The organism is Pseudomonas oryziphila, from assembly GCF_003940825.1.
Classification (GTDB): Bacteria; Pseudomonadota; Gammaproteobacteria; order Pseudomonadales; family Pseudomonadaceae; genus Aquipseudomonas; species Aquipseudomonas sichuanensis.
The window spans coordinates 3,196,462-3,222,104 of sequence record NZ_CP034338.1 but is presented as its reverse complement, the minus strand read 5'-3'; the positions used below and the strand labels follow the sequence as shown (position 1 = coordinate 3,222,104).

20 protein-coding genes are annotated in these 25,643 nt (G+C 64.1%); 10 read left to right on the top strand and 10 right to left on the bottom strand.

What is annotated here, in order from left to right; all coding sequences use genetic code 11:
* Window positions 1-31: 31 nt before the first annotated feature.
* The 3 genes from kdgD to EJA05_RS14980 form a co-directional block, all read right to left on the bottom strand.
* The gene (kdgD, locus tag EJA05_RS14995) at window positions 32-949 is read right to left on the bottom strand and encodes a 5-dehydro-4-deoxyglucarate dehydratase (protein ID WP_125858845.1); all 918 of its coding nucleotides are present in this window, start codon (window positions 947-949) and stop codon (window positions 32-34) included.
* A gap of 598 nt (window positions 950-1,547) precedes the next feature.
* Window positions 1,548-2,357, bottom strand: coding sequence for a gamma-glutamyl-gamma-aminobutyrate hydrolase family protein (locus EJA05_RS14985; RefSeq protein WP_110996215.1), 810 nt, complete (start codon window positions 2,355-2,357; stop codon window positions 1,548-1,550).
* Window positions 2,358-2,646: 289 nt separating this feature from the next.
* A complete protein-coding gene (locus EJA05_RS14980) occupies window positions 2,647-3,522 on the bottom strand; it encodes a helix-turn-helix domain-containing protein (protein ID WP_125464286.1) in 876 nt (291 codons plus the stop codon).
* A gap of 133 nt (window positions 3,523-3,655) precedes the next feature.
* Between EJA05_RS14980 and pobA the strand changes: the two genes are divergently transcribed.
* Window positions 3,656-4,843, top strand: a complete 1,188-nt coding sequence (gene pobA, locus EJA05_RS14975; RefSeq protein WP_125464285.1) for a 4-hydroxybenzoate 3-monooxygenase — start codon at window positions 3,656-3,658, stop codon at window positions 4,841-4,843.
* A 99-nt stretch (window positions 4,844-4,942) separates the two neighbouring features.
* On the opposite strand, the gene EJA05_RS14970 is transcribed toward pobA, so the two are convergent.
* Complete coding sequence (locus tag EJA05_RS14970; RefSeq protein ID WP_125858844.1) at window positions 4,943-5,593, bottom strand: ankyrin repeat domain-containing protein; 651 nt, start codon at window positions 5,591-5,593, stop codon at window positions 4,943-4,945.
* 160 nt (window positions 5,594-5,753) lie between these two features.
* Between EJA05_RS14970 and EJA05_RS14965 the strand changes: the two genes are divergently transcribed.
* Window positions 5,754-6,635, top strand: a complete 882-nt coding sequence (locus tag EJA05_RS14965; protein WP_110996210.1) for a LysR substrate-binding domain-containing protein — start codon at window positions 5,754-5,756, stop codon at window positions 6,633-6,635.
* A gap of 9 nt (window positions 6,636-6,644) precedes the next feature.
* Here EJA05_RS14965 and EJA05_RS14960 read toward each other — a convergent pair whose 3' ends face one another.
* Complete coding sequence (locus tag EJA05_RS14960) at window positions 6,645-7,469, bottom strand: aldo/keto reductase (protein WP_125858843.1); 825 nt, start codon at window positions 7,467-7,469, stop codon at window positions 6,645-6,647.
* A gap of 213 nt (window positions 7,470-7,682) precedes the next feature.
* Between EJA05_RS14960 and EJA05_RS14955 the strand changes: the two genes are divergently transcribed.
* The gene (locus tag EJA05_RS14955; protein WP_125858842.1) at window positions 7,683-8,561 is read left to right on the top strand and encodes a DMT family transporter; all 879 of its coding nucleotides are present in this window, start codon (window positions 7,683-7,685) and stop codon (window positions 8,559-8,561) included.
* A 1,098-nt stretch (window positions 8,562-9,659) separates the two neighbouring features.
* On the opposite strand, the gene xthA is transcribed toward EJA05_RS14955, so the two are convergent.
* The gene (gene xthA / locus EJA05_RS14950; RefSeq protein ID WP_125464280.1) at window positions 9,660-10,472 is read right to left on the bottom strand and encodes an exodeoxyribonuclease III; all 813 of its coding nucleotides are present in this window, start codon (window positions 10,470-10,472) and stop codon (window positions 9,660-9,662) included.
* A 163-nt stretch (window positions 10,473-10,635) separates the two neighbouring features.
* Here xthA and EJA05_RS14945 point away from each other — a divergent pair, with 163 nt between their 5' ends.
* From EJA05_RS14945 to EJA05_RS14935, 3 genes are read left to right on the top strand one after another with little or no spacing between them, the layout of a single operon-like run.
* Entirely contained in the window at window positions 10,636-11,286 is a 651-nt protein-coding gene (locus EJA05_RS14945) for a GNAT family N-acetyltransferase (RefSeq protein ID WP_125858841.1), read from the top strand.
* 53 nt (window positions 11,287-11,339) lie between these two features.
* Window positions 11,340-13,082, top strand: a complete 1,743-nt coding sequence (locus EJA05_RS14940) for an autotransporter assembly complex protein TamA (RefSeq protein ID WP_125464278.1) — start codon at window positions 11,340-11,342, stop codon at window positions 13,080-13,082.
* Window positions 13,079-16,753, top strand: coding sequence for a translocation/assembly module TamB domain-containing protein (locus tag EJA05_RS14935; RefSeq protein ID WP_407692078.1), 3,675 nt, complete (start codon window positions 13,079-13,081; stop codon window positions 16,751-16,753). Before EJA05_RS14940 ends, EJA05_RS14935 begins: the two co-directional genes overlap by 4 nt.
* A 77-nt stretch (window positions 16,754-16,830) precedes the next feature.
* On the opposite strand, the gene EJA05_RS14930 is transcribed toward EJA05_RS14935, so the two are convergent.
* A complete protein-coding gene (locus EJA05_RS14930) occupies window positions 16,831-17,211 on the bottom strand; it encodes a Mor transcription activator family protein (protein WP_125858839.1) in 381 nt (126 codons plus the stop codon).
* Between the two features lie 485 nt (window positions 17,212-17,696).
* On the opposite strand from EJA05_RS14930, the gene EJA05_RS14925 reads away from it, so the two are divergent.
* A complete protein-coding gene (locus tag EJA05_RS14925) occupies window positions 17,697-17,885 on the top strand; it encodes a hypothetical protein (RefSeq protein ID WP_110994403.1) in 189 nt (62 codons plus the stop codon).
* Window positions 17,886-17,921: 36 nt separating this feature from the next.
* Here EJA05_RS14925 and EJA05_RS14920 read toward each other — a convergent pair whose 3' ends face one another.
* The gene (locus EJA05_RS14920) at window positions 17,922-18,284 is read right to left on the bottom strand and encodes a fe2+ zn2+ uptake regulation protein (RefSeq protein WP_125464275.1); all 363 of its coding nucleotides are present in this window, start codon (window positions 18,282-18,284) and stop codon (window positions 17,922-17,924) included.
* 209 nt (window positions 18,285-18,493) lie between these two features.
* Between EJA05_RS14920 and pvdQ the strand changes: the two genes are divergently transcribed.
* Window positions 18,494-20,806, top strand: a complete 2,313-nt coding sequence (pvdQ, locus tag EJA05_RS14915) for a bifunctional acylase PvdQ (RefSeq protein ID WP_125858838.1) — start codon at window positions 18,494-18,496, stop codon at window positions 20,804-20,806.
* Between the two features lie 173 nt (window positions 20,807-20,979).
* Here the strand turns inward: pvdQ and EJA05_RS14910 are convergent, their stop codons facing one another.
* Window positions 20,980-21,702: a UDP-2,3-diacylglucosamine diphosphatase gene (locus tag EJA05_RS14910; RefSeq protein WP_125858837.1), complete on the bottom strand. Its 723-nt coding sequence runs from the start codon at window positions 21,700-21,702 to the stop codon at window positions 20,980-20,982.
* Window positions 21,699-22,199 carry a peptidylprolyl isomerase gene (locus tag EJA05_RS14905; protein ID WP_125858836.1) on the bottom strand — a complete coding sequence of 167 codons (501 nt, stop codon included), beginning with the start codon at window positions 22,197-22,199 and terminating at the stop codon, window positions 21,699-21,701. Before EJA05_RS14905 ends, EJA05_RS14910 begins: the two co-directional genes overlap by 4 nt.
* A gap of 261 nt (window positions 22,200-22,460) precedes the next feature.
* On the opposite strand from EJA05_RS14905, the gene EJA05_RS14900 reads away from it, so the two are divergent.
* Window positions 22,461-24,164 (top strand): glutamine--tRNA ligase/YqeY domain fusion protein, encoded by a 1,704-nt coding sequence (locus EJA05_RS14900; RefSeq protein WP_125464271.1) that lies wholly within the window; start codon window positions 22,461-22,463, stop codon window positions 24,162-24,164.
* A 9-nt stretch (window positions 24,165-24,173) separates the two neighbouring features.
* A complete protein-coding gene (gene cysS, locus EJA05_RS14895) occupies window positions 24,174-25,556 on the top strand; it encodes a cysteine--tRNA ligase (protein WP_110994409.1) in 1,383 nt (460 codons plus the stop codon).
* Window positions 25,557-25,643 lie beyond the last annotated feature (87 nt).

Genomic DNA, 25,643 nt, shown 5'->3' with positions numbered 1-25,643 from the left:
CTGTGGGAACCGGCTTGCCGGCGATCGGGGCTTACAGTGTTTGTGGCCCCATCTTGTCCATCAGTGCGGCGAGCATCTCGTATTCCTGCGCGGTCAGGTCGGTCAGCGGCGTGCGCACCGGGCCTGCGTCGTAACCGGCGATACGCGCGCCGGCCTTGACGATGCTCACGGCGTAGCCGGCCTTGCGGTTGCGGATGTCCAGGTACGGCAGGAAGAAGTCGTCGATCAGCTTGCCGACGGTGGCGTGATCGTCACGGGCGATGGCGTGGTAGAAGTCCATCGCGGTCTTGGGCACGAAGTTGAACACCGCCGAGGAGTACACCGGCACACCGAGGGCTTTATACGCGGCAGCATACACCTCGGCGGTGGGCAGGCCACCCAGGTAGCTGAAACGATCACCCAGGCGGCGACGGATCGACACCATCAGCTCGATATCGCCCAGGCCATCTTTGTAGCCGATCAAGTTCGGGCAGCGCTCGGCGAGCTTTTCCAGCAGGTCGGCATTCAGGCGGCAGACGTTGCGGTTGTAGACCACAACACCGATGTTGACGGCCTTGCACACCGCCTCGACATGGGCGGCAACGCCGTCCTGGCTGGCTTCGGTGAGGTAGTGCGGCAGCAGCAGCAGGCCCTTGGCGCCCAGGCGCTCGGCTTCCTTGGCGTATTCGATGGCCTGGCGGGTCGAGCCGCCGACACCGGCGAGGATCGGTACCGAGGTGGCGCAGGTGTCGACTGCGGTCTTGATCACCTGGCTGTACTCGCTGGCGGCCAGGGAGAAGAACTCACCGGTGCCGCCGGCGGCGAACAGCGCGCTGGCGCCATAGGGGGCCAGCCATTCCAGACGCTTGACGTAGCCGGCAGGGTTGAAGTCGCCCTGGGCGTCGAAGTCGGTGACCGGGAAAGACAGCAGGCCGTGGGAGAGGATGGATTTCAGTTCTTGTGGAGTCATTGTTGTAGGCATCCTGTGGCGCTTGGGGTGAAGGGTGTTGTTCTGCGTTAGAGGTAAGTTATCGTACAACTTGTACGATGACTAGTCCCCTTGGGTAGATTTTTTGATTTGGGGTGTTCGCCGTCAGGTGTTTGTTGGCGGGGAGATCGAGCGCCGCCGGCGCGGCGCATCGCTGGCAAGCCAGCTCCCACATTTGTTTCGGGCCAATTATGCCTGTGAGGGTACCGCTGCCCGCCTTGGTGCATGCCTCAAGTCAGGCGAGGCGCCAGCAGTGCCCACCTCACTACCGCGTCGTACCAACAAGGCGGACAGCGATGAAGCCACAGGAGTGACTGGCCCGAAACAGATGTGGGAGCTGGCTTGCCAGCGATGCGCCGCGCGGGCGGCGCTCGATCTCACAGGCGCAGAAGATCTTACGACAACCACTTGGCAGTCATCGTATCTCTAGGCGGGGAGAAGGAAAAAAAGATCGCGGAGACAGGCACAAGCCCGCCGCCCGCTTCCACGGGAAGTGTTCTGGGACCAGCAGAGGGTGACCGTAGGAAACGGGGGCGACCTTGCGCCGCCCCGCGATCAAAGCTAACGAAGCTTTGCTGGATCAGGCTGCCTGATGGCGCTTGACCTGTGACTTGCGGACCTGGGCGCGGCAAGCGTCGCCGAAGGCCTGGAACATCTTGATCGAGTCAGGGTTCTTCGCCGCCTGCCATTCCGGGTGCCACTGCACCGCGAACAGGAAGGGCGAAATGCTCGGCGCGTGGATCGCCTCGACCAGGCCGTCTTCGGCATGGGCAATCGGCTCGATACCGGCGCCCAGCTTGCGCAGGCCCTGGCCGTGCAGCGAGTTGACGCGGATCTCGTCGGTGCCCAGGGTGTCGCGCAGCCAGCTACCCGGCTTGATCTTCACCCCATGCACCTGGGCGTATTGCACTTCGACCGGATCTTCCGGGTTTTCCCGGTGGTCGTTGAAGCCAGGCTCGGCGTAGACCTTCTGGTAGATGTCGCCGCCCAGGGCCACGTTGATTTCCTGCATGCCACGGCAGATGCCGAAGATCGGCAGGCCACGCTTGATCGCCGCCTTGACCAGCGGGATGTCGAACAGGTCGCGGTTCTGGTCCTGGCCCTTGCCGGGGGTCTGGTTCTCCTGGCCGTACAGGGCCGGGTCGATATTGCTGCCGGCACCGGTCAGGTACACGCCGTCGGCCATGTCCAGGTACGTCTCGAGGTCGTCGCTGCCGCAGCAGGTGGGGACCAGCACCGGGACGCAACCGGAGAACTCGACCAGCGGGGTGATGTATTTGTGGGTCATGACCTGATAGTCATGGCCTTTGCGCTCTTGGCTGCCCATGGTCATCAGGACGACGGGTTTGCGCAGGGAAGGTTGCTTGTTGCCAATGTTGCTGTTGGACATATGTCACCTTGGGACAGGTCTTGCCTGTCGTTGTTGTGCAGGCGCACGGCCGGGGCCATGGGTGCAGCCTGTAGCCCCGAGCACTGCCGGCTCGCCTCAGGGGCGATGCCGGTCGGGGCCTGACTGATAGCTTGCCAGAGCCGTTCGATATGTCAAACGAGTGGCAGGGCGCTGAGGCGCCGTTTTTCGGGGGCTTGAAGGTCTCGGAGCCTTGGGTGACAAGGGTTTGGCGGGGGTTTTGGTCAATAATATTTAACGACGCAGTTGGCTCTTTGCGTGGCTGCAATGATTATTCACTTTGCGTGGCGCGGCGGTAGGCGTTGGGCGTCTGGCCGCTCAAGCGCTTGAAGAAACGGGCGAAGTAGGTGGGGTCGCTGAACCCGAGGCTGTCGGACAGCTGGCCGATGCTCATGCGTGTGTATGACAGGTTGCGCCGGGCTTCGAGCAGCAGGCGCTGGTGCGCCACCTGCAGTGCGGTCTGGCTGGCCAGGGCGCGGCACAGCTGATTGAGCTGCAGGCTGCTGATGCCCAGGCGTGCCGCATAGGTTTCCACGGCCAGGTGCTCGCGGTAGTGCGCCTCGACCAGGCGCAGATAGCGGCCAAGCAATTGTTGGTCGCGCTCGCCGCGGGTGCGCGGGGCGCGGTCGTGCTGCTGGCGGCTGATCCACACCATCAGCGCGGTGACCAGTGCCTGCAGCAACGCCGCCCGTGCCGGGGCGTTGCCCTGATATTCCTGTTGCAACGTGTCGATCAGCGTGTGCAGGCGCATGCGGTCCTGGCCCAGCGGGTAGCAGCCGGGCGCGGCCAGTACGCTCAATGGCGCGCCCAGGCGTTGCTCGAGGTCGGCCACCAGCGCCGTGCCGAAGGTCAGCACATGGCCCTGGATATCGGCACTGAAACGAAAGCCATGCACGGTCAGCGGCGGCACCACCTGGATCGCCGCCTGGCGGATCACGCTGCGCGCGCCCTCGATCTCCACCTGCGCCTCGCCGCGCTGCACGTACAGCAGCTGGAACAGTTCGGCATGGCGGTGCGCCTTGATCTCCCAGTGGTGCAGGCGGCTGCGTGCCGGGATCGACTCGCAGTGCAGCAGGTCGGTGTCGGGCCAGGCGTGGTTTTCGCCGTAGAGCTGGAACAGCGGAATGCCGGAGAGGGGGCTGGGCATGGGGATGGCCTTGTCCGTTAATCGAACGTTTTTTGTAAAAGTGCAGTTTTTACAGTGGATAGCACACTTTTTCGGGCTGAATCGCTCGTAAAAATGCAGAGGAGAACCGTAACAGCACAAAGAGACAACAACAATGAAGACTCAGGTTGCAATCATCGGCGCAGGTCCGTCCGGCCTGCTGCTGGGCCAGTTGCTGCACAAGGCCGGCATCGACACGCTGATCGTCGAGCGCCAGACCCCCGACTACGTACTTGGGCGCATTCGCGCCGGGGTGCTCGAACAGGGCACCGTCGATCTGCTGCGCGAGGCCGGGGTTGGCGAGCGCATGGACCGCGAAGGGCTGGTCCACGAAGGCGTCGAGTTGCTGGTCGGTGGCCGCCGCCAGCGCCTGGACCTCAAGGCGCTGACCGGTGGCAAGACGGTGATGGTCTACGGCCAGACCGAGGTCACCCGCGACTTGATGCAGGCCCGTGAGCAGAGCGGGGCACCGATCATCTATTCAGCCAGCAAGGTACAGCCCCATGACATCGACGGCGCGCAGCCATACCTGACGTTCGAGAAGGATGGCCAGTTGCACCGCGTCGACTGCGACTACATCGCCGGCTGCGACGGCTTCCACGGGGTCGCCCGGCAAAGCATTCCCGACGGTGTGCTCAAGGCCTACGAGCGGGTCTACCCGTTCGGCTGGTTGGGGCTGCTGGCCGATACCCCGCCGGTGAACCACGAACTGATCTACGCCCACCACGAGCGCGGTTTCGTGCTGTGCAGCCAGCGTTCGCAGACCCGCAGCCGCTACTACCTGCAGGTGCCGCTGCAGGAGCGGGTGGAGGACTGGCCGGATGCGCGTTTCTGGGGTGAGCTCAAGGCTCGGCTGCCCGAGGAGGTGGGCGAACGGCTGGTCACCGGCCCGGCCCTGGAAAAGAGCATCGCGCCGCTGCGCAGCCTGGTGGTCGAGCCCATGCAGCATGGCCGGTTGTTCCTGGTCGGTGATGCCGCGCACATCGTCCCGCCCACGGGTGCCAAAGGTCTCAACCTTGCGGCCTCGGACGTGAACTACCTGTACCGGATCCTGCTCAAGGTGTACCGCGAAGGCCGGACCGACCTGCTTGCCCAGTACTCACCCATGGCCTTGCGCCGGGTGTGGAAGGGCGAGCGTTTCAGCTGGTTCATGACCCAGTTGCTGCATGATTTTGGTGAGCATCACGATGACTGGGACCGCAAGATGCAGGAGGCTGATCGCGAGTACTTCCTCAGTTCGCAGGCGGGGTTGGTGAATATTGCCGAGAACTATGTGGGGTTGCCGTTCGAGGTGGTGGAGTAAAGGGGCGGTAGTTTTGTAGGCGCGGCACAAGGCCGCTCCTGCAGATGTCGTGCATTACCTGTGGGAGCCGGCTTGCCGGCGATTGGCCCCTCCAAGAAATCAACGTGCCAGCAGCGCGACCATCTCCCCATACCCGCGCTGGCGCGCATGCTCCAGCGCCGTCACCCCGTCCTTGTCGGCAATCGCCGGGTCGGCCCCGGCCGCCAGCAGCCGGCGCACGATCTCCACATGGCGCGGCCCGCCATCGCCGAGGATCACCGCCTCCAGCAGCGCGGTCCAGTGCAGGCGGTTGAGGTGGTTCACATCGACCCCGGCATCGATCAGCAACTGCACGGTCTGCACATGCCCGCGCTCGGCCGCCGGGATCAGTGCGGTACCGCCATAGCGATTAGTACTGCTCAGGTCGGCGCCATGGGCGAGGGTAAGGCGCAGCATCTCGTCGAGCCCACGGGCACCGGCGTACAGGTAAGGGCTGTCGTGGATGTTGTCCTTGGCGTTGACGTCGGCACCCGCTTCGATCAGTACCTGCGCAGCGGCGACCTGGTTGGCGTGGGTGGCCACCAGCAGCGCGGTATGGCCTTGCTTGTCACGGGCGTCGAGGGTGGCGCCCTGGGCGAGCGCCTGGCGGATGGCGGGCAGGTCGCCGAGGCGGGCGGCATCGAACAGGCGGTTATTCATGGACAGGCTCTCGGCGTGGGCAGCAAGGCTGGTGAGCAGGGCCAGCAGCAGGGTGGCAATCGGCAGGCGCATGGTCCGGGGTTCCTGGCAGGGCGAGCGTTCATCCTAGGTAACTGCGCGCGGCGCCAGAAGTGAATTTTCTGGATGCCAGGCAGTGGTTTTGCACATGGTTGCCGGGCGTGGAGGGGGCGTGATAGAAGTCAGCCTTGTCATTCAGAAGTCGAATACCAAGATGTCCATCAGCGTTAAATCGAATAGAGCCCTGTTCGACCTCGACCTGCTGCGCGCCATTGTCGTGGTGGCCGATTGCGGCAGTTTCACCACGGCGGCAGCACGCCTGCATTCCACCCAATCGACCATCAGCCAGAAGGTCCGACGCCTCGAAGAGATGGTCGGCCACCGCCTGCTGGTGCGCGGTAACCGCGACGTGCTGCCTACCGACGCCGGCCAGACCCTGCTGGGTTACGCCCGGCACATGTTGGCGCTTAACGACCAGATGCTCGAAGCCTTGGCCGGGGCCATGGTCGGCATGACCGTGCGCCTGGGCGTGCCGGAGGACTTCGTGGGCGGGCGCACCACCAATGCGCTGTCGGCCTTCAGCCGGCGCCACCCGCAGGTCAAGCTGGAGGTCACCAGCGGGCTGTGCCGCGACCTCAGCCAGGCCTACGACAACGGCGAGCTCGATCTGGTGCTGCTCAAGCAACGGCGCAACAGCCGCGAAGGGGTGGCCTGCTGGCCGGAGCGCCTGCAATGGATCGACAGCGCGCGAATGCCAGCCTTCGAACTCGACCCGGTGCCGCTGGTGACCTTCCCGCCAAGGGGCCTGTACCGCGACGACATGATCAGCGCCATCGAGGGCATGGGCCGGCGCTGGCGCATCAGTTTCACCAGCTCCAGCCTCAGCGGCATCCAGGCGGCGGTGGCAGACGGCATGGGTATCAGCCTGCTGCCTCCGCGGGCGGCGACCCGCGAGCACCGGGTGCTGGGGGGGGAGCAGGGGCTGCCGGAGGTGGACAGCTACGAGATCGTGATCGTGCACCGGCCCACGGCCGATGTGATGGTCAAGGCGTTGGCCGAGGTGCTCACCGAGCTGCTGGCGGTGCAGGCGATCTGAAGGGGATGTTCAGCTGTTCCACTGTGGTGCGAAATCCGGGCTGACCAGGCGCCGGTCCTTCGCCAGCGCCGCGATCCGTGCGCGGTCCTCATCATCCAGGCGCAGGTCCAGCGCTGCCAGGTTGGCCAGTTGGTTTTCACGGCTGCTGGCTTTCGGGATCACTGCCACGGCGGATTGCTCCAGCAACCATGCCAAGGCCACTTGGCTGGGCAGCGCGCCGTGTTTGTCGGCGATGGTGCGTATGGCCGGTTGTTCGGCAGCCTGGCCGCGTGCCAGTGGGGTGTAGGCGGTGAAGGCCAGGCCATGCTGGCGAGCGAAGTCGAGCAGCGGCGTCTGGTCGAGCAGCACGTGGTACTCGACCTGGATCGCCGACAGCGGGGCGCCCAGTTGTTCGATCACCTGGCGCAGCAGCCCGAGCGGGAAGTTGGCCACGCCGATGCAGCGCGCCTTGCCTTCATCGCGCAGGGCCACCAGGGTTTCGATGCTGCGCGCCAGGTCCCAATCCTTGCCCGGCCAGTGGATATGGAACAGATCGACCTGTTCGGTGCCCAGGGCGCGTAGGCTGTCTTCCAGGGACTGGCGCATGGCCTGGGGGGCGAGGCGGTCCCACCAGACCTTGGTGGTCAGGTGAATGGCTTCGCGCGGCACGCTGCTGTCACGCAGGGCCTGGCCGACTGCGGCTTCGTTGTTGTAGGCGGTGGCAGTGTCGATATGCCGGTAGCCCAGCTCCAGCGCCTGGTGCACGGCGCGGGTACAGTCGGCGCCGGTCATTGGCCAGGTGCCCAGGCCGATGGCAGGCATGTCGAGGCCGTGGCGGGTGGTGAGCCTGTGCATGGAGGTACTCCTTGTACGGATGGAAAGGTGGATGGACATGATCGGCCATCGGCAAATGGCTGGCAGTGGGCGCAGGGGGAAAGTGGTCGATCAGCGAACGAAATGTACCGGACAGTACAGATGCCTCGGCCCAGGCAATGTTCATCGCCGTGGATCTCTTCTAGAATCCGCGGATGCCCGGGCGCAAGGCCGGGGCCACCGCCCGAGAGCCCCATGAGTTCCAGTACGCCGCTGTCCGGAGTCAACCAGCCGCTGCGCGGTATCATCCTGGTGGTGTTGGCGACCTTCCTGTTCGCTGGCCACGACGCGTTGTCGAAATTCCTCGGTGGCATCTACCCGATCATCATGGTGGTGTGGGCCCGATACCTGGTGCACACCTTGCTGATGGCCGGGATCTTCCTGCCCAAGGCCGGCATGGCGGTGCTGCGTACCCGGCGCCCGTTGTTGCAAACCCTGCGCGCCTTGAGCCTGCTCAGCACCAGCCTGTTGTTCACTGCCGGCTTGCAGTATTTGCCGTTGGCCGAGGCGACGTCGGTCAACTTCCTGGCCCCGGTGCTGGTCACCGCTTTGTCGGTGCCGCTGCTCAAGGAGCGGGTCACGGCGGGGCAGTGGGCGGCGGTGGTGATGGGGTTTGTCGGGGTGCTGGTGGTGGTGCATCCCGGCGGGGCGATGTTTACCCCGGCGATCCTGTTTCCGCTGGGGTCGGCGCTGGGGTTCTGTTCTTACCAGTTGCTGACGCGGGTGCTGGCGGCCCATGACAGCCCGACCACCAGCAACTTCTATGCGGGGTTGTGCAATACCTTGGTGCTGAGTGCGATGGTGCCGTTTTTCTGGCAGGTGCCGGAGTGGACGCATGCGTTGTTGATGCTGGCGCTGGGGGGGTGTGGGATGACGGCGCATTTGCTGCTGACGCAGGCGTTCAGGTTTGCGGCGCCGGCGTTGTTGGCGCCGTTCAGTTATTGCCAGATTGTGTTTGCGGGGTTGTTGGGGTTGGTGATTTTTGGGCAGGTGCCGGATGGTATGAGTTTGGTTGGGATTTCGGTGATTTGTTTGAGTGGGTTGGGGGCGGCTTGGATGCAGCGGCGCAAGTAGGGGGTTGAGTTTGGAGGTTGTTGCAGTTATTGCTTAACGGTTTCAAGTTTCTTGGGTCTTGTTGTGTGTTGGTTTTGATAGTTGTATGCGCATTCATTTGTGATGTCGACGCGTAGTCACCTTTCCGCCCTTACGGCGGCCTACTTTGGTCTTGGCCAAAGTAGGCAAAGCCGCTCGCTCCCATCATACGGCCCCTACGCTGCGCTTCGGGGTCCCTTCGCTCCGGCGTCCTCCGGGCCCGCGCGGCCTCCGACTTGCTGCGCAAGTCTACATCTCGCGCCTTCGGCTAACGCCGAAGGGTGCTGCGCACCAGGGCCCTCCAGACGCCTGCGCTCAGCCTCCTGAAGTCGCGAAGTTAGGGGCGGCGCCTGGGCTGGCGTTAGCTGTCGCTAGTTGGATGGGTTGGGAACTCAGGATCGCAATCGCTGGTAAGTCGCAGCGGCGAATCGCAGCTCCCACAGGTTAGTGCGAAACTTTCAGGCTTGCGCAGTACCTGTAGGAGCGGCCTTGTGTCGCGAAAGGGCCGCAAAGCGGCCCCAGCGTTGCAACATAGATTGCCGGGGCCGCTGCGCAGCCCTTTCGCGACACAAGGCCGCTCCTACAGTGAACGCGCAAGTTCATTGGGCCCAAACAAACAACACATAAACAACAGCCAAATATATATAGCCGTATTACTGCTCTTGCTCTTGCTCTTGCTCTTGCTCTTGCTCTTGCTCTTGCTCTTGCTCTTGCTTCTAAGCGCGCGATAGTCCAGGCAACACAAATTGCGACTTCAGGAGGCCGAGTGGAGGTGACTGTAGGGCCCTGGTGCGCAGCACCCTTCGGCGTAAGCCGAAGGCGCGAGATGTAGACTTGCGCAGCAAGTCGGAGGCCGCGCGGGCCCGGAAGGCACCGGAGCGAGGGGACCCCGAAGCGCAGCGTAGGGGCCGTATGATGGGAGCAGGCGGCTTTGCCTACTTTGGCCAAGACCAAAGTAGGCCGCCGTAAGGGCGGAAAGGTGACTAAAAGTCGCCATCGCCGCTGAATGCGCATACATCTATCAAAACAAACACACTGAGTCCCGAACCCGAACCCGAACCCGAACCCGAACCCGAACCCTCACCCCAACTCAAGCCAAATCGGCGCATGATCCGAAGGCTTCTCCATCCCCCGCAACTCATAGTCAATCCCCGCCGCCTTGACCCGAGGCAGCAATCCCTGCGAAGCCATGATCAGGTCAATCCGCAGCCCACGCTTGGGCTCATCCTCGAACCCCCGGCTGCGATAGTCGAACCAGCTGAACTGATCAGCCACCTCCGGGTGCAGATGGCGGAACGTATCGACCAGCCCCCAGCCCTTGAGGCGCTCCATCCACTCGCGCTCTTCAGGCAGGAAACTGCACTTGCCGGTCTTCAACCAGCGCTTGGCGTTGTCCGCCCCGATACCGATGTCGCAATCCTGCGGCGAAATGTTCACATCACCCATCACCAGCAGCGGCTGGTCATTCTTGAACTGGCTCTCCAGCAATACTTGCAGGTCGCTGTAGAAACGCTGTTTGGCCGGGAATTTGGTGGGGTGGTCGCGGCTCTCGCCCTGGGGGAAGTAGCCGTTCATCACCGTGATCGGCGTGCCGTTACGGTCGGCGAAAGTGCCCCAGATGAAGCGGCGCTGGGCATCCTCTTCATCACTGGCGAAACCCTTGGACAGCGACAGCGGCTTTTCCCGAGACAGCAGCGCCACGCCGTAGTGGCCTTTCTGGCCGTGGTAATGCACGTGGTAGCCGAGCGCCTCGACTTCAGCAAGCGGGAACTGTTCGTCGCTGACCTTGGTTTCCTGCAGGCCGATCACGTCCGGCTGGTGCTTGTCGATCAGCGCCGCCAGCTGGTGCGGGCGGGCGCGCAGGCCATTGATGTTGAACGAGACGACTTTCATGGAAAGACAATCCTGATAAAAGCCTCGAATGCTAGCCGACATCGCCGGCGGCGGCCAGCGTGGCGACCCAGGGTTGGCGCTGCTAACGTGCTGTGGGTGGTGAACGATACGCGGTGCAGTAACTCCAAGGCACTGCACGCCCATTCCAGGAGGACCGCCCGCGATGCCCGACGCCCCAGCCGCACCAGCCAGTATTTGCCTGCTCGACGAAGGCTACGCCCGCGAGGCTCGCTCGCTGCTGTACCACGCCTATCGCCATGAACCGACCTTTGCCTGGTTGTTCGAAGCCCAGCGCTCTGGCTATGAACAGCGTCTGCGGGTGCTGGTGCGCGAATGGCTGCGCCAGCACTTCTACCTACAGTTGCCGGCGATCGGTCTGCTGGTGGATGACCGCCTGGTCGGGATCGCACTGATCGTGCCGCCACAACGTCGACTGGGTGTGGCTGACAGCTGGGCATGGCGCCTGCGCATGATGCTCGGCACCGGTCTGCGCTGCACGCGACGCTACCTGGACTACCAGGCTGCGCTCGCGGGTTGCCTGCCGAGCGGGCAGGTGCATGTACTGCCGCTGCTGGGTGTGCATCCGCAGTTCCAGGGTAAGCACTACGGCGAACAGTTGCTGCAAGCGGTGCACGACTGGTGTGCTGATGACCCGGCCACCCAGGGCGTGGTGCTGGATACCGGCAATCCACACTACCTGGCCTTCTATGAGCGCCAGGGCTATCAAGAGATTGGTGAGGTCGCTGTAGGGCCAATCCGAGAAAGGGTGTTCTTTCATCCCAATCCGGCGTCGTCCAATGCGACAGTTGTGTGACCGGTATTGACAGGCGGCACCCTTGACCGGCTCGCTCTGGTAGCATGCGCCGCATGACGTATTCAGGAAGACTTTGCTGGGGCCTGCTGCTGCTGGCCGCCAGCTCCATGGCATGGGCGCAGAGCGAGTTGCTGGTCCGGGTGAAACCCGCCAACAAGCCGCTCAAGGCCAATATCGAAGGTTATATCGGCAGCCTCGGCGAGCGCGATGAAGAAGCGCTGCTGCGTTTCAGTCGCGGCGCCGAGGAGCAGACACGCAAGGCGGCGCAGGCGCTGGGTTATTACCAGGCGCGCATCGACAGCGAAGTAAAGGCGCCGAGTGACAAGGACAAACCCCCGCAACTGATCATCCGGGTCGACCCGGGTGAGCCAGTGCGCCTGCGCAACGTGACGGTGCGCATCGAAGGGCCGGCCAGCGAAATGAAGGCATTTCGCATCCCCGACAGCAAGGCGCTGCGTCCCGGTGAGCAACTCAATCATGGGCATTACGAAGATGCCAAGCGCCTGATCCTCAACCAGGCGTCGCGCTATGGCTTTTTCAGTGGCCGCTTCACCCGCCAGCGCCTGGCAGTCGACCCCCAGGCCGGTGTCGCCGACATCGAACTGGTCTACCAGAGCGGCCCACGCTATCGCCTGGGTGCGGTGCACTTCGGCGGTGACACGCCCCTGGACCAGGACCTGCTGCAGCGCATGGTGCAGTTCCAGCCCGGCACCCCTTACGACTCGGAGTTGATCGCCGAGCTCAACAACGATCTGCAATCGAGCGGCTATTTCGAAGGCGTACGGGTGGATGCCGCGCCGACCGCCGCCGTGGGCGAAGATATTCCCGTCGAAGTTCGCCTCGACACCCGTAAACCACGCACCATGGGCCTGGGCCTGGGCTTTTCGACCGACGTCGGTCCGCGTGCCAAGGCCAACTGGACCCGCCACTGGGTCAACCCGCAAGGCCATAGCTACGGTTGGGAGACCGAACTGTCGGCGCCCCGGCAGAACGTCGGCCTGTGGTACGACATCCCGCTCGACCCACCGCTCACCGACAAGTTGCGCTTTGCCGGCGGCTACCAGAACGAGGATATCGCCGGCACCGATACGCTGAGCAAGCTGCTGACCGTCGGCCCGGAATGGCACAGCAAGCTGCCCAGCGGCTGGCAGCGGGTGATCTCGCTCAAGTACCAGCGCGAAGAGTACCGCCTGGGTGACGACTCGGGCCTGAGCAACCTGCTGATGCCGGGGATCAGTTTCGCCTACCTGCGCAGCGACAACCGGATCGATCCGCACCAGGGCTATCGGCTGCAGTTCGACCTGCAGGCGGCCAAGGAAGGGTTGGGTTCGGATACCAACCTGGTGCACGGCAACGTGCTGCTCAAAGGCCTGACCACCCTCGGCCACAACCACCGTTTCCTCGGCCGCGTGCAGTTCGGCGGCAGCGCCACCAACGGCTACCAGCAGAACATCCCACCGTCGCTGCGCTTCTTCGCCGGTGGCGACCAGAGCGTGCGAGGCTACGACTACCAGTCGTTGTCGCCAGAGAACAACAAGGGCGACCGTATCGGCGGTCGCTACCTGGTGGCCGGCAGTGCCGAATACCAGTACTCGATCGCCGAAAAATGGCGCCTGGCAACCTTCATCGACCAAGGCAACTCGTTCAACAGCCTGGAACTGCCTAGCCTCAAGACCGGTGTCGGCATCGGCGTGCGCTGGGTCTCGCCGGTAGGGCCGCTGCGCCTGGACCTGGCCCACGCGCTGGACGACGACGGTGGTTTTCGTTTGCACTTTTCCATGGGGCCCGAGCTGTGATGCGTGTGTTCAAATCCCTCTTGCTCGTTATTGGCGCCTTGTTGCTGCTGATCGCCTTGGCGCTGGGCCTGGTGCTGGGTAGCCAGGCGGGCAGCCGCTGGGTAATGGAGCTGGTGCCGGGGCTTGAGGTCAGCGACTTCGCAGGAAAGCTGGGTGGCAGTTGGCAAGCCAGCCAACTGCGCTGGGTTGACGGCCAGAGCCGGATCGAACTGCAAGCCCCGCAGCTGGACTGGTCCCCTGCCTGCCTGTTGCGCGCCACCCTGTGCATCGAGCGTCTGCAGGCCGAGCGTATCGACATGGCCTTCGCCCCGGGTGAAAGCGAGCCTGACAGCGGCCCGCTGCAACTGCCGGCGCTGAATCTGCCGCTGGCCATCGAACTGGGCGAGGTGAAGGTCGGCCAGCTGCGGCTTGATGGCAGTGAGCTGCTGGGTAATCTGCAGCTGGCTGCGCACTGGACCGCGGCCGGCCTGCGGATCGACAGCCTGCAACTGCAGCGCGACGACCTGCACCTTGACCTGCAGGGCGAGTTGCAACCGCAAGGCAACTGGCCGTTGCAACTGCAAGGCACCTTGCAACTGCCGGCCGTGGACGGCCAACCCTGGCAGTTGGCGTTGAGCGCCAAGGGCGATCTGCAACAGACACTGACGCTGGACGCCAGCAGCAGTGGCTACCTCGATGCCCGCTTGAACGGCGAGTTGCAGGCCCTGGCCGAGCACCTGCCGGCGAAACTGAGCCTGCGCGCCGAGGCGTTCAAGCCCGCCGCCAGCCTCCCCGACACCCTGCAACTCAACCAGCTCAGGCTCGACGCCCAGGGCGACCTGCTCAAGGGCTACCAGCTGTCCGGTGCGGCCACGCTGCCGGCGGAGCAGGGCCCGGTGGGCCTGGTGCTGGCCGGCAAGGTGGACGCCAAGGGCGCCCGGCTCGATGCCCTGGACCTCAATGCCAGTGATACCCAGCGGGTCAAGCTGCAGGCCAGTGCCGACTGGCAGCAGGGTTTGAGCGCCGATGCCAGCATCGACTGGCTTGATTTCCCCTGGTTGCGCCTGTACCCCCTCGAACAGCCACCGCAGGTGACCCTCAAACGCTTCAATGCGCAGGTGCAGTACCGCGATGGCAACTATAAGGGCGCGTTCAACGGTGACCTGGATGGCCCGGCAGGCGCTTTCACCGTCGCCAGCCCATTCGACGGTGACCTCGGCCAGGTGCGGCTGCCGCAATTGGCGCTGAGTGCAGGGCAGGGCAAGGCAGCCGGCAGCGTCGCCTTGCGCTTTGCCGACAGCCTGGCCTGGGATGTCGACCTGCAGCTGGCAGCGCTCGACCCGGCCTACTGGCTGGCCGAGCTGCCCGGTACCCTGGCCGGGCCATTGCGCAGCCAGGGCGAGCTGAAGAACCAGCAATTGCAGCTCAAGGCGCAGCTCGACCTCAAGGGTCGCCTGCGTGGCCAGCCAGCCGTGCTCAAGGTGGATGCCGACGGCAAGGGCGAGCATTGGACCCTGGGCAGCCTGGCGGTGCAGTTGGGCGACAACCGCATCAACGGCAGTGGCAGCCTGCAGCAGCGCCTGGCCGGGCGCGTTGACCTCGACCTGCCGCGCCTTGGCCAGCTCTGGCCGCAACTGCAGGGCCAGGTCAAGGGCCGCCTGGATCTGGCTGGCACCCTCGCTGCGCCCCAGGGCAGCCTCACGCTGCACGGCCAGCAACTGGCGCAGGCCGACAACCGTGTCCAGCGGCTGGACCTCGACGCGCGCCTGGACAATGCCCAGCGTGGGCAGCTCACGCTCAAGGCCGGCGCTATCCGCCTGGGCGATACCCCGTTGGGCAACCTGGATGTGCAGGGCAAGGGCGATATCCGCCAGCAGTCTGCCACCCTGGCGCTCGATGGCCCGCAGCTCAAGCTCGACCTGGCGCTCGACGGCACCCTCGGCAAGGGCGACTGGCGCGGTCGCCTGGCCAGCGGGCGTATCCAGGCCGGTGGCCAGGACTGGCAACTGCAAGCCCCGGCGCGCCTGCAGCGCCTGGCCACCGGCCAGCTGGACTTCGGTGCCCATTGCTGGCGTGCTGGCCTTGCCAGCCTGTGTGGCGAGGACCAGCGCCTGGCGCCAGAGCCGCGCCTGCGCTATCACCTCAAGCAGTTCCCGCTGGACAGCCTGGCGCAATGGCTGCCCAAGGACTTCGCCTGGCAGGGGCTGCTCAATGCCGACATCAACCTCGATATCCCGGCCAGCGGCCCAAAGGGCAGTATTCGTGTCGATGCCGGTGGCGGCACCCTGCGCGTGCGCGACAAGGGGCGCTGGGTTGATTTCCCCTATCAGGTGTTGCGCCTGGACAGCACCCTGGCACCACGTCGGGTGGACACCCGCCTGGACTTTCGTGGCGAGCGCCTGGGGGAGCTGACCCTCGATACCCGCCTTGACCCGCTTGGGCGCAACAAGCCGCTGACCGGTGAGTTCCGCCTGGCCGGCCTGGAGCTGTCGGTGGCCCGGCCGTTCCTGCCGATGGTCGAGCGCCTGGCCGGCCAGCTCAATGGCAGTGGGCGCTTGTCGGGGAGCCTGTTGGCACCGCAGGTCAACGGCAACCTGGCATTGAGCGGTGGTGAGGTCAGCGGCGCGGAATTGCCGGTGAGCCTGCAGGCTCTTTCACTGCAGGCGCTGATCGCCGGCGAGCAGGTGCAGCTCAAGGGCGACTGGCGCAGTGGCGAGGCTGGGCGTGGCGAGCTGGCCGGGCAGATGACCTGGGGCCAGGCGCTGGCCATGGAGCTGCGCCTGAGCGGCCAGCAGCTGCCCGTCACCGTCGAGCCCTACGCGGTGCTCGAGGTTGCGCCCGACCTGGTCATCCGCCTGGTCGACGACAAGCTGGCGGTGACCGGCAAGGTGCTGGTGCCCAAGGGCAAGATCACCGTGCGTGAACTGCCGCCGTCGACGGTGCAGGTATCCGACGACACGGTGATCGTTGGCCACCAGACGCAGGAGGGCAAACCGCCCATGGCGGTGGCGATGGACATTGACGTCGAGGTCGGCCGCGACAAGCTGTCGTTCAGTGGTTTCGGCTTCACTGCCAACCTGCTGGGCCACGTGCACATTGGTGACAACCTCGATACCCGCGGGGAACTGAGCCTTTCCGATGGTCGCTACCGTGCCTATGGCCAGCGCCTCACCATCCGCCGGGCGCGCCTGCTGTTCGCGGGCCCCATCGACCAGCCGTACCTGGATATCGAAGCGATTCGTCAGGTGGATGACGTGATTGCCGGTATTCGCCTGAGCGGCAGCGCCGAACAACCCACCACCAAGGTGTTTTCCGAGCCGGCGATGAGCCAGGAGCAGGCGTTGTCCTACCTGGTGCTGGGGCGGCCACTGGGTGCTTCAGGCGAAGACAGCAACATGTTGGCCGAGGCGGCGTTGGGCTTGGGTTTGGCGGGCAGTGCCGGGATCACTGGCAGCCTGGCGTCAAACCTGGGGATCGAAGATTTCCAGCTCGACACCGAGGGCTCGGGCACAAGCACCAGTGTGGTCGCCAGCGGCAACCTCAGCGAACGGCTGAGCCTGCGTTACGGTGTGGGGGTGTTCGAGCCTGCCAATACCATTGCCCTGCGCTACAAGCTGAGCAAGAAAGTCTACCTGGAGGCCGCCAGCGGCCTGGCCAGCTCGCTGGACATCTTCTACAAGCGCGACTTCTGACTGTTCGCGCTCGTCCGCGCCGGCTACCAGTGGCCGGGCGCGGACGCCTCTGGTCGTCTCATTCATCCGTTCAACGCTTAGCGAGCCTGGCAGTCCTGGCGCCGAATATTGCCGATCTGTCGCAGGCTAAGCCCGTATTTGTCGGCCAACAGGCTGCGTGACAGGCCGTTGGCGCTTTCCTTCTGAATCTGCTGGTTGCGCAGTTGGCGCTGAAAGTGGTCGGCTTTGGGGATCTCCAGTGCCAGGCCGGCAAAGCGCTTGATCAGCGCGTCGAGCGCTTCGGGCGGCAAGACATCTGCCAGTTTGGTACGTGAGCGGTGTTTGGGGATGTACTTGGGGCGCCCGCCGAACTCACAGGTGAGCCGATAGGCATTTTCGAGGCCGATGCATTCGATCAGCACCTGCAGCGACTGAGGCAGTTGGGTTACTTCGATGTTGTTCAGATCTGGCATGTCCACGCAAGGCATCCTTGAGCTGTGGGATCGTTTGACACGTGGCCTTTGCGTAGACCACGCGCCGAGGGTTGCCATGGCGCGGCTGGGCGCTTGGCTTGCCTCGATTTTCAAACAGCATCAGAAAGGGTCGCTAGGCGCGAATCGGACCGGCGCTTGTAGCCTTGTCGGCACGACGTTTGAAAGCAATCGCGATAATTGATGTATGAAAATTCTTCACCCTTACGCTACAGGCCCCAAAAGTCCTAGAGAAGACCTTCCATGGTGGCAATTTGGGTGTATCACCCCACGCAGTTGCAGGGGAACAATATTCCCAGGTATCCGGGCGTCGACCGGCTAAGTGATTTTGCGTCAGGCAAGCAGCGAATCTGATCCTGCAGGGAGGCGTGCGTCGTAGGTCGGCAGGAATATCAGCGTGGGAAATGGCAGCGAGGTATCATGGCGCCGGCTCCAAGGGAGCCTCATGTCCCCGATGTCGCAAGGAACTCCCGATGACACATGTGCAGCGCCTGAAATATTCGATCCTGATCATCCTGGTGGTATTGGGGATCATGCTCGGCCTGAGTCACCTGCAAAAGCAGGGCACCATCAGCGAGCAGACATTCCAGTTCATCGCCATCGCCGTTGCGGTGGTCGTGGTGGTGATCAACGGGATCCTGCGGCGCAAGGTCAAGCCCTGAGGCGGGCCGGCCGGCGGATCATGGCCGGCCGTACGCTCAACGCAAGGTGGGCTGCTCGAGTACGGCGCGGGCCTGGGGCTCGAGGCTGTAGCACTTGTCGTTGCCCAGGCTGATGACACCTTCGGTGCACAGCCGCTTGAGCACCTCGCGCACGCTGAGGAACGACAACGGAATGTCCAGCTGCTCTAGGTGCGCGTGAACACCACGCACGCCAATGCTGCGGCCGTTTCGATCGGCGCTGTGCAGGGCGTCGATGACTTTGAGGCGGATCAGGCTGGTACGCAGCCCGTAGACGCGCAGCAGCTCGCGAATCTGCTCGTTGCCGGTGCGCACTTCCTGTGCGCAGGGCGTGCCGACCGGGCTGCGCGCCGCCGGTAGCGAAGGTTGTGGGTTGTGCATGCGAATGCTCCTTTTCATCGACCGCAGCGGATTCATCGTTGTTGCCTCTCTCACCTATTAAGACGAACGAGAACGGCAAAACTGCAGTCCCTCGGTAAAAAAATCTGACCTGCCTTGTTGAAGACGTTGCAGCAGGCAAGAGGGCGTAAAATTTTCATCCGGCCATTCGTCTGATCGGGATAACCCCCCCGATTGCACGAGGAGTGCCTGTGATCCCTCTTTCGCGTCCTACCCTGCGCCTTGGCCTCGCCGCCGTCCTGGTTGCCTCCAGCCTGCTGGCGCAGGCGCGCGAGGCTAGCGGCGAAGCCTCTGCGCAGATCCGCCGCACCAGCTTTGGTGTGCCGCACATCCTGGCCAACGACGAGCGTGGCCTGGGCTATGGCATCGGCTATGCCTACGCCCAGGACAACCTGTGCCTGCTGGCCAACGAGGTGTTGACGGTCAACGGCGAACGCTCCCGCTACTTCGGTGGCGACGGCAAGACCGTGGAACAGCGCGACAACCTCGCCAGCGACCTGTTCTTCACCTGGCTCAACAACCCCGTCGCGGTCAGCGGCTTCCTGCAGGCCCAACCGGCAGCGGTGCGCGATCTGCTGGACGGCTATGCCCGCGGCTATAACCGCGCCCTGGGCGAGCGTCGGGCCCAGGGCCTGCCCGCCGAGTGCGGGGCGGGCGACTGGGTGCGGCCGATCACCAGCCTGGACCTGGTCAAGTTGACCCGACGCTTGTTGGCCGAAGGTGGCGTAGGCCAGTTCGCCGAGGCCGTGGTGGCGGCGACCCCGCCCAACCTTGCGGCGCAGCGGCCGACGGTCGACTACAGCGTGGCCCTGGCCCGGCAGCAGCAGTTCGCCATGAGCCGTGGCAGCAACGCCGTTGCGGTGGGTGCGCAGCGCTCGGCCAATGGTCGTGGCCTGTTGTTGGCCAACCCGCATTTCCCCTGGGTAGGCGGGATGCGCTTCTACCAGATGCAACTGACCATTCCCGGGCAACTGGATGTCATGGGGGCGGCGTTGCCGGGCCTGCCGGTGGTCAACATCGGTTTCAACAAGCACCTGGCCTGGACCCACACCGTAGACACGTCGAAGCACTTCACTGTTTACCGCCTGCAACTCGACCCGAAAGACCCGACCCGTTACCTGGTCGATGGGCAGTCGCTGCCGCTTGAGCAGCAGAAGGTCAGCGTCACGGTGAAAGGCGAGGGCGGCGCGCTGCAGCAGGTCGAACGGCCCATCTATCTGTCGAAGTTCGGCCCGGTGGTGCAATGGCCCGGCCGGCTGGACTGGGACAACAAGGCGGCCTATGCGCTGCGTGACGCCAACCTGGAAAACACCCGGGTGCTGCAACAGTGGTATCGGATCAACCGCGCCGACAGCCTGGGCGCGCTGCAAGCGTCGATTGCGCAGTTGCAGGGCATCCCCTGGGTCAACACCCTGGCGGTCGACGCAGCGGGGCAGGCGCTGTACCTGAATCAGTCAGTGGTGCCCTATGTCGATGAAGAGTTGCTGGCTCGTTGTGGCAACCCTGGCGTCACCGAGCCGGTGGTGGTGCTGGACGGCTCGCGCAGTGCCTGCCAGTGGAAGGTAGACGCCCAGGCCGCACAACCAGGGATCTTCCCGGCGCGCCTGCAACCGAGCCTGGTGCGCAGCGACTTTGTGCAGCATTCCAATGACTCGGCCTGGCTGGCCAACCCCGTTCAGCCATTGGCCGGTTTCTCGCCGCTGCAAAGCCGTGCCGAACAACCGCTGGGCATGCGCAGCCGCTTCGCCCTGCAGCGCCTGCAAGGTAGCGCCAAGCTGGACGGCGATGCCCTGAAGCGCATGGTGTTCGATGACGAGGTATACCTGGCCAGCCTGCTGTTGCCCGACCTGCTGCAATGGTGCAAAGGCGCGCCGACGGATGTCGCGGCGGTATGCGCCAGCCTGCAGGCCTGGAATGGCAAGGCTGATCTGGAGGCTGGGATCGGCCTGGTGCACTTCGAGAACATCGCCGGCGCGCTGGCCGAACATCGCGAAAGCTGGCGAGTGGCGTTCGATCCGGTCGACCCGCTGCATACGCCTCGTGGCCTGGCGGTGGAGCAGGCGGCGGTGGGCAAACTGTTGCACCAGGCTGCGCTGGCCTCGTTGGCCCAGGTTGGCAAAGCCGGCATCGCTGCCGAGCAGCGCTGGGGGCAGATCCAGCAGGCCAGCGACGGCACGCCGGTGCCTGGCGGTCCGCAGGAGTTGGGGGTGTATAACGCCATGCTCAGTGTGCCGGTCGCACCGGGCAAGCGCCTGGTGGTCAGCGGTTCCAGCTACCTGCAGGTGGTCAGTTTCACCGAGCAGGGGCCCCAGGCTCAGGGCTTGTTGGCGTTTTCACTGTCCAGCGAGGCGGCTTCGGCCCATGCCGGTGACCAGACCCGCGCCTTTGCCGCCAAGCAGCTGTCAGTGATCCCGTTCACCGAGGTGCAGATCAAGGCGGATCCGCAGTATCGGCAGTATGTGATCAGCGAGAAGGACAGGGCGGCGGTGGTGAGCGCTCAGTAGCTCGGTGAGTCTCATCACCGACCAGCTCCCACAGGATGGACGCTACTCTGTGGGAGCAACCGTTTTGCACTGTCTGGGCTGGCCTCATCGCCGGCAAGCCGGCTCCCACACCGACCGGATGAACGCAAGCCATACATCATCCCTGTGGGAGCCGGCTTGCCGGCGATAGGGGTTCAGGCGAAATCGAACGGGGCCAACTGAAAGCCCTGTTCATCCACCTGCAGCGTCCAGCCACGCCGATCCCAATCGCCCAGCACGATCCGCCGCGCCGGTTGCCCATCGACCACCAGCTTGTGGATCGCCGGGCGGTGCGTGTGGCCATGCACCAGGGTGCGTACGCCATGGGCGGCCATCACCTTGGGCACTTCCTCCGGGGTCACGTCGACGATCTCGGTGGCCTTCATACGTGTCTGCGAGCGGCTTTCACTACGCAGCTTGCGCGCCAGTTTGTGCCGCGTGGACAGCGGCAGGTGCCGCAGGATCCACAGCGTCAGCGGATTGCGCAGGTAGCGGCGCAGCTTCATGTATGCCAGGTCGCGGGTACACAGGGTATCGCCATGCATCAGCAATACCTGCTCGCCACCCAGCTCGACCACGCTGGGGTCGGCCAGCAGGGTGCAGCCGGCGGCTTCGCAGAAAGCCTGGCCGATCAGGAAGTCGCGGTTGCCGTGCATCAGGTACACCGCCGTGCCGCTGTCGCTCAGTTGGCGCAGGGCCTGGCAGATCGACTGCTGGAACGGGGTCATGGCATCGTCGCCGATCCATGCCTCGAAGAAGTCGCCAAGGATGTACAGCGCCTTGGCGTGACGGGCGCGGCCGTCGAGCAGATCAAGAAACGCCCGGACAATGTCCGGGCGTTCTTCTTGCAGGTGCAGATCGGAGATCAGCAGAATCACTCAATGATCTCGGCTTTCTTGATGATCACGTCTTCTTTCGGTACGTCCTGGTGGCCCGATTTGGAACCGGTGTCGACTTTTTCGATGGCGTCGACAACCTCGGTGCCTTCGGTCACTTTACCGAACACGGCGTAGCCCCAGCCCTGGACATTCTTGCCGCTGTGGTTGAGGAAGTCGTTGTTGGAGGCGTTGATGAAGAACTGCGCGGAGGCCGAGTGCGGCTCCATGGTGCGGGCCATGGCGATGGTGTACTTGTCGTTCTTCAGGCCGTTGTCGGCTTCGTTCTGGATGCTGGCGCGGGTCTTCTTCTGGTTCATGCCAGGCTCGAAGCCACCGCCCTGGATCATGAAGCCCTTGATCACACGGTGGAACACGGTGTTTTCGAAGTGACCTTCTTTTACGTATTGAACGAAGTTCTCAACAGTTTTCGGGGCTTTTTCGGCGTTCAGCTCGATGACGATGTCGCCGTGGTTGGTGATCAGTTTGACTTTGGACATGCTTAAGTTCGCTCTCAAGGCATCGGGAATAGGGGGCGCAGGGCGCTCGGGTTAGCTGACGCAGGATCAGCAGGCCGCGGCACATGCCACAAGGTGCGCGGCGGCCATTCTGCCGGTTTAGACCGGCGGCTGCGACAAATAGCTGCGCAAATCGCGTCAGTTTGTCTGCGCCCGGCTGTCAGCAGCTTGACTGCTTCGGCTATGATAGGCCCTTTGTTTCAATCGGCCTACCCAGGCCAGCTACCTGCATTCAAGGACACTATGAGCAAGCCCACTGCCGACAACGCGCCCAACGCCGCTGCCAAAGGCGCCCCCGCCGTCCCTGTGAACTTCCTGCGGCCGATCATCCAGGCCGACCTAGACGCGGGCAAGCACAGCAGCATCGTCACCCGTTTTCCGCCAGAGCCCAACGGCTACCTGCACATCGGTCATGCCAAGTCGATCTGTGTCAACTTCGGCCTGGCCAAGGAATTCGGCGGTGTCTGCCACCTGCGCTTCGACGACACCAACCCGGCCAAGGAAGACCAGGAATACATCGACGCCATCATGAGCGACGTGAAATGGCTGGGCTTCGACTGGGCCGGCGAGGTGCGCTATGCCTCCAACTACTTCGACCAGCTGCACGACTGGGCCGTTGAACTGATCAAGCGTGGCAAGGCCTATGTCTGCGACCTGACCCCTGATCAGGCCAAGGAATACCGTGGCAGCCTGACCGAGCCGGGCAAGAACAGCCCGTTCCGTGAGCGCAGCGTCGAAGAGAACCTCGACCTGTTCGCCCGTATGAAGGCCGGCGAGTTCAAGGACGGCGAGCGCGTGCTGCGGGCCAAGATCGACATGGCCTCGCCGAACATGAACCTGCGCGACCCGATCCTGTACCGCATCCGCCATGCACACCATCACCAGACCGGTGACAAGTGGTGCATCTACCCGAACTACGACTTCACCCACGGGCAGTCCGATGCCATCGAAGGCATCACCCACTCGATCTGCACCCTGGAGTTCGAAGGCCACCGCCCGCTGTACGACTGGTTCCTCGACAACCTGCCGGTACCGGCGCACCCGCGCCAGTACGAGTTCAGCCGCCTGAACCTGAACTACACCATCACCTCCAAGCGCAAGCTCAAGCAGCTGGTCGACGAGCAGCACGTCAGCGCCTGGGATGACCCGCGCATGTCGACCCTGTCGGGCTTCCGCCGCCGTGGTTACACCCCGGCATCGATCCGCAACTTCTGCGAAATGATCGGCACCAACCGTTCCGACGGCGTGGTCGACATGGCGATGCTCGAGTTCAGCATCCGTGACGACCTCGACCGCACCGCGCCGCGCGCCATGTGCGTGCTGCGCCCGCTGAAAGTGGTCATCACCAACTATCCAGAGGGCCAGGTCGAGCAGCTCGAACTGCCGCGTCACCCCAAGGAAGACATGGGCGTACGCGTATTGCCGTTCGCCCGCGAACTGTACATCGACCGCGACGACTTCATGGAAGAGCCGCCGAAGGGCTACAAGCGCCTGGAGCCGGCCGGTGAAGTGCGCCTGCGCGGCAGCTACGTGATCCGCGCCGACGAGGCGATCAAGGACGCCGACGGCAACATCGTCGAGCTGCGCTGCTCGTACGATCCGGACACCCTGGGCAAGAACCCCGAAGGCCGCAAGGTCAAGGGCGTGATCCATTGGGTGCCGGCCGCTGGTAGCGTCGAGTGCGAAGTGCGCCTGTACGACCGCCTGTTCCGCTCCGCCAACCCGGAAAAGACCGAAGACGGCGGCAGCTTCCTCGACAACATCAACCCCGATTCGCTGCAGGTGCTGACCGGCTGCCGCGCCGAGCCATCGCTGGGCCAGGCTCAGCCTGAAGACCGTTTCCAGTTCGAACGCGAAGGCTACTTCTGCGCCGACCTGAAAGACAGCCAGCCGGGTCGCCCGGTGTTCAACCGCACCGTCACCCTGCGTGACTCCTGGGGTAGCTGAGGAACCGCCGTGCTCAACATCTACAACACGCTGACCAAGACCAAGGAAGCCTTCAAGCCGCTCGATGGCAACAAGGTGCGCATGTACGTGTGCGGCATGACCGTGTACGACTATTGCCACCTGGGCCACGGCCGCAGCATGGTGGCCTTCGACCTGGTCACCCGCTGGCTGCGCAAGAGCGGCTATGAGCTGACCTATGTGCGCAACATCACCGACATCGACGACAAGATCATCAACCGCGCCAACGAGAACGGCGAGTCGTTCGATGCCCTGACCGCGCGCATGATCGACGCGATGCACGAGGACGAGCGCCGCCTGAGCATCCTCAAGCCCGACCTGGAGCCCCGTGCCACCGACCATATCCCCGGCATGCACGCGATGATCCAGACCCTGATCGACAAGGGTTACGCCTACGCTCCGGGCAATGGCGACGTGTACTACCGTGTCGGCAAGTTCGTCGGATACGGCAAGCTGTCGCGCAAGAAGATCGAAGACCTGCGCATCGGCGCACGCATCGAAGTCGACGAAGCCAAGCAGGACCCGCTGGACTTCGTGCTGTGGAAGGGCGTCAAGCCGGGCGAACCCTACTGGGATTCGCCCTGGGGCCCTGGCCGTCCGGGCTGGCATATCGAGTGCTCGGTGATGTCCACCTGCTGCCTGGGCGAGAGCTTCGACATCCACGGCGGCGGCAGTGACCTGGAGTTTCCGCACCACGAGAACGAGATCGCCCAGAGCGAGGCGGCCACCGGCAAGCAGTACGCCAACGCCTGGATGCACTGCGGCATGATCCGTATCAATGGCGAGAAGATGTCCAAGTCATTGAACAACTTCTTCACCATCCGCGACGTGCTCGACAAGTACCACCCGGAGGTGGTGCGTTACCTGCTGGTGGCCAGCCACTACCGCAGCGCGATCAACTACTCCGAAGACAGCCTGCGCGACTCCAAAGGCGCACTGGAGCGCTTCTACCACGCCCTGCGCGGTCTGCCGCGGGTGGCGGCCAAAGGCGGTGATGAGTTCGTCGAGCGCTTCAGCGCCGCGATGAACGACGACTTCGGCACACCCGAAGCCTGCGCCGTGCTGTTCGACCTGGTGCGCGAGATCAACCGTCTGCGTGAAAGCGACCCGGAGGCCGCTGCCGGCCTGGCTGGTCGTCTGCGTGAGCTGGGCGATGTGCTGGGTGTGCTGCAACTGGACGCCGACGACTTCCTGCGCGCAGGGGCCGAAGGCAAGGTCGACGCTGCCGAAGTGGAAGCCTTGATCCAGGCGCGCCTGCAGGCGCGAGCCGACAAGAACTGGGCCGAGTCGGACCGCATCCGTGACCAGATCACTGCCATGGGTGTGGTGCTGGAAGACAGCAAAGGCGCCACTACCTGGCGTTTGGCTGACTGACCAACGGATCACCCCAAGGTCTGCTTCGTGACTGATCGCGGGGCAAGCCCGCTCCCACGCCAACATCAACGTTTGGCGTGGGAGCGG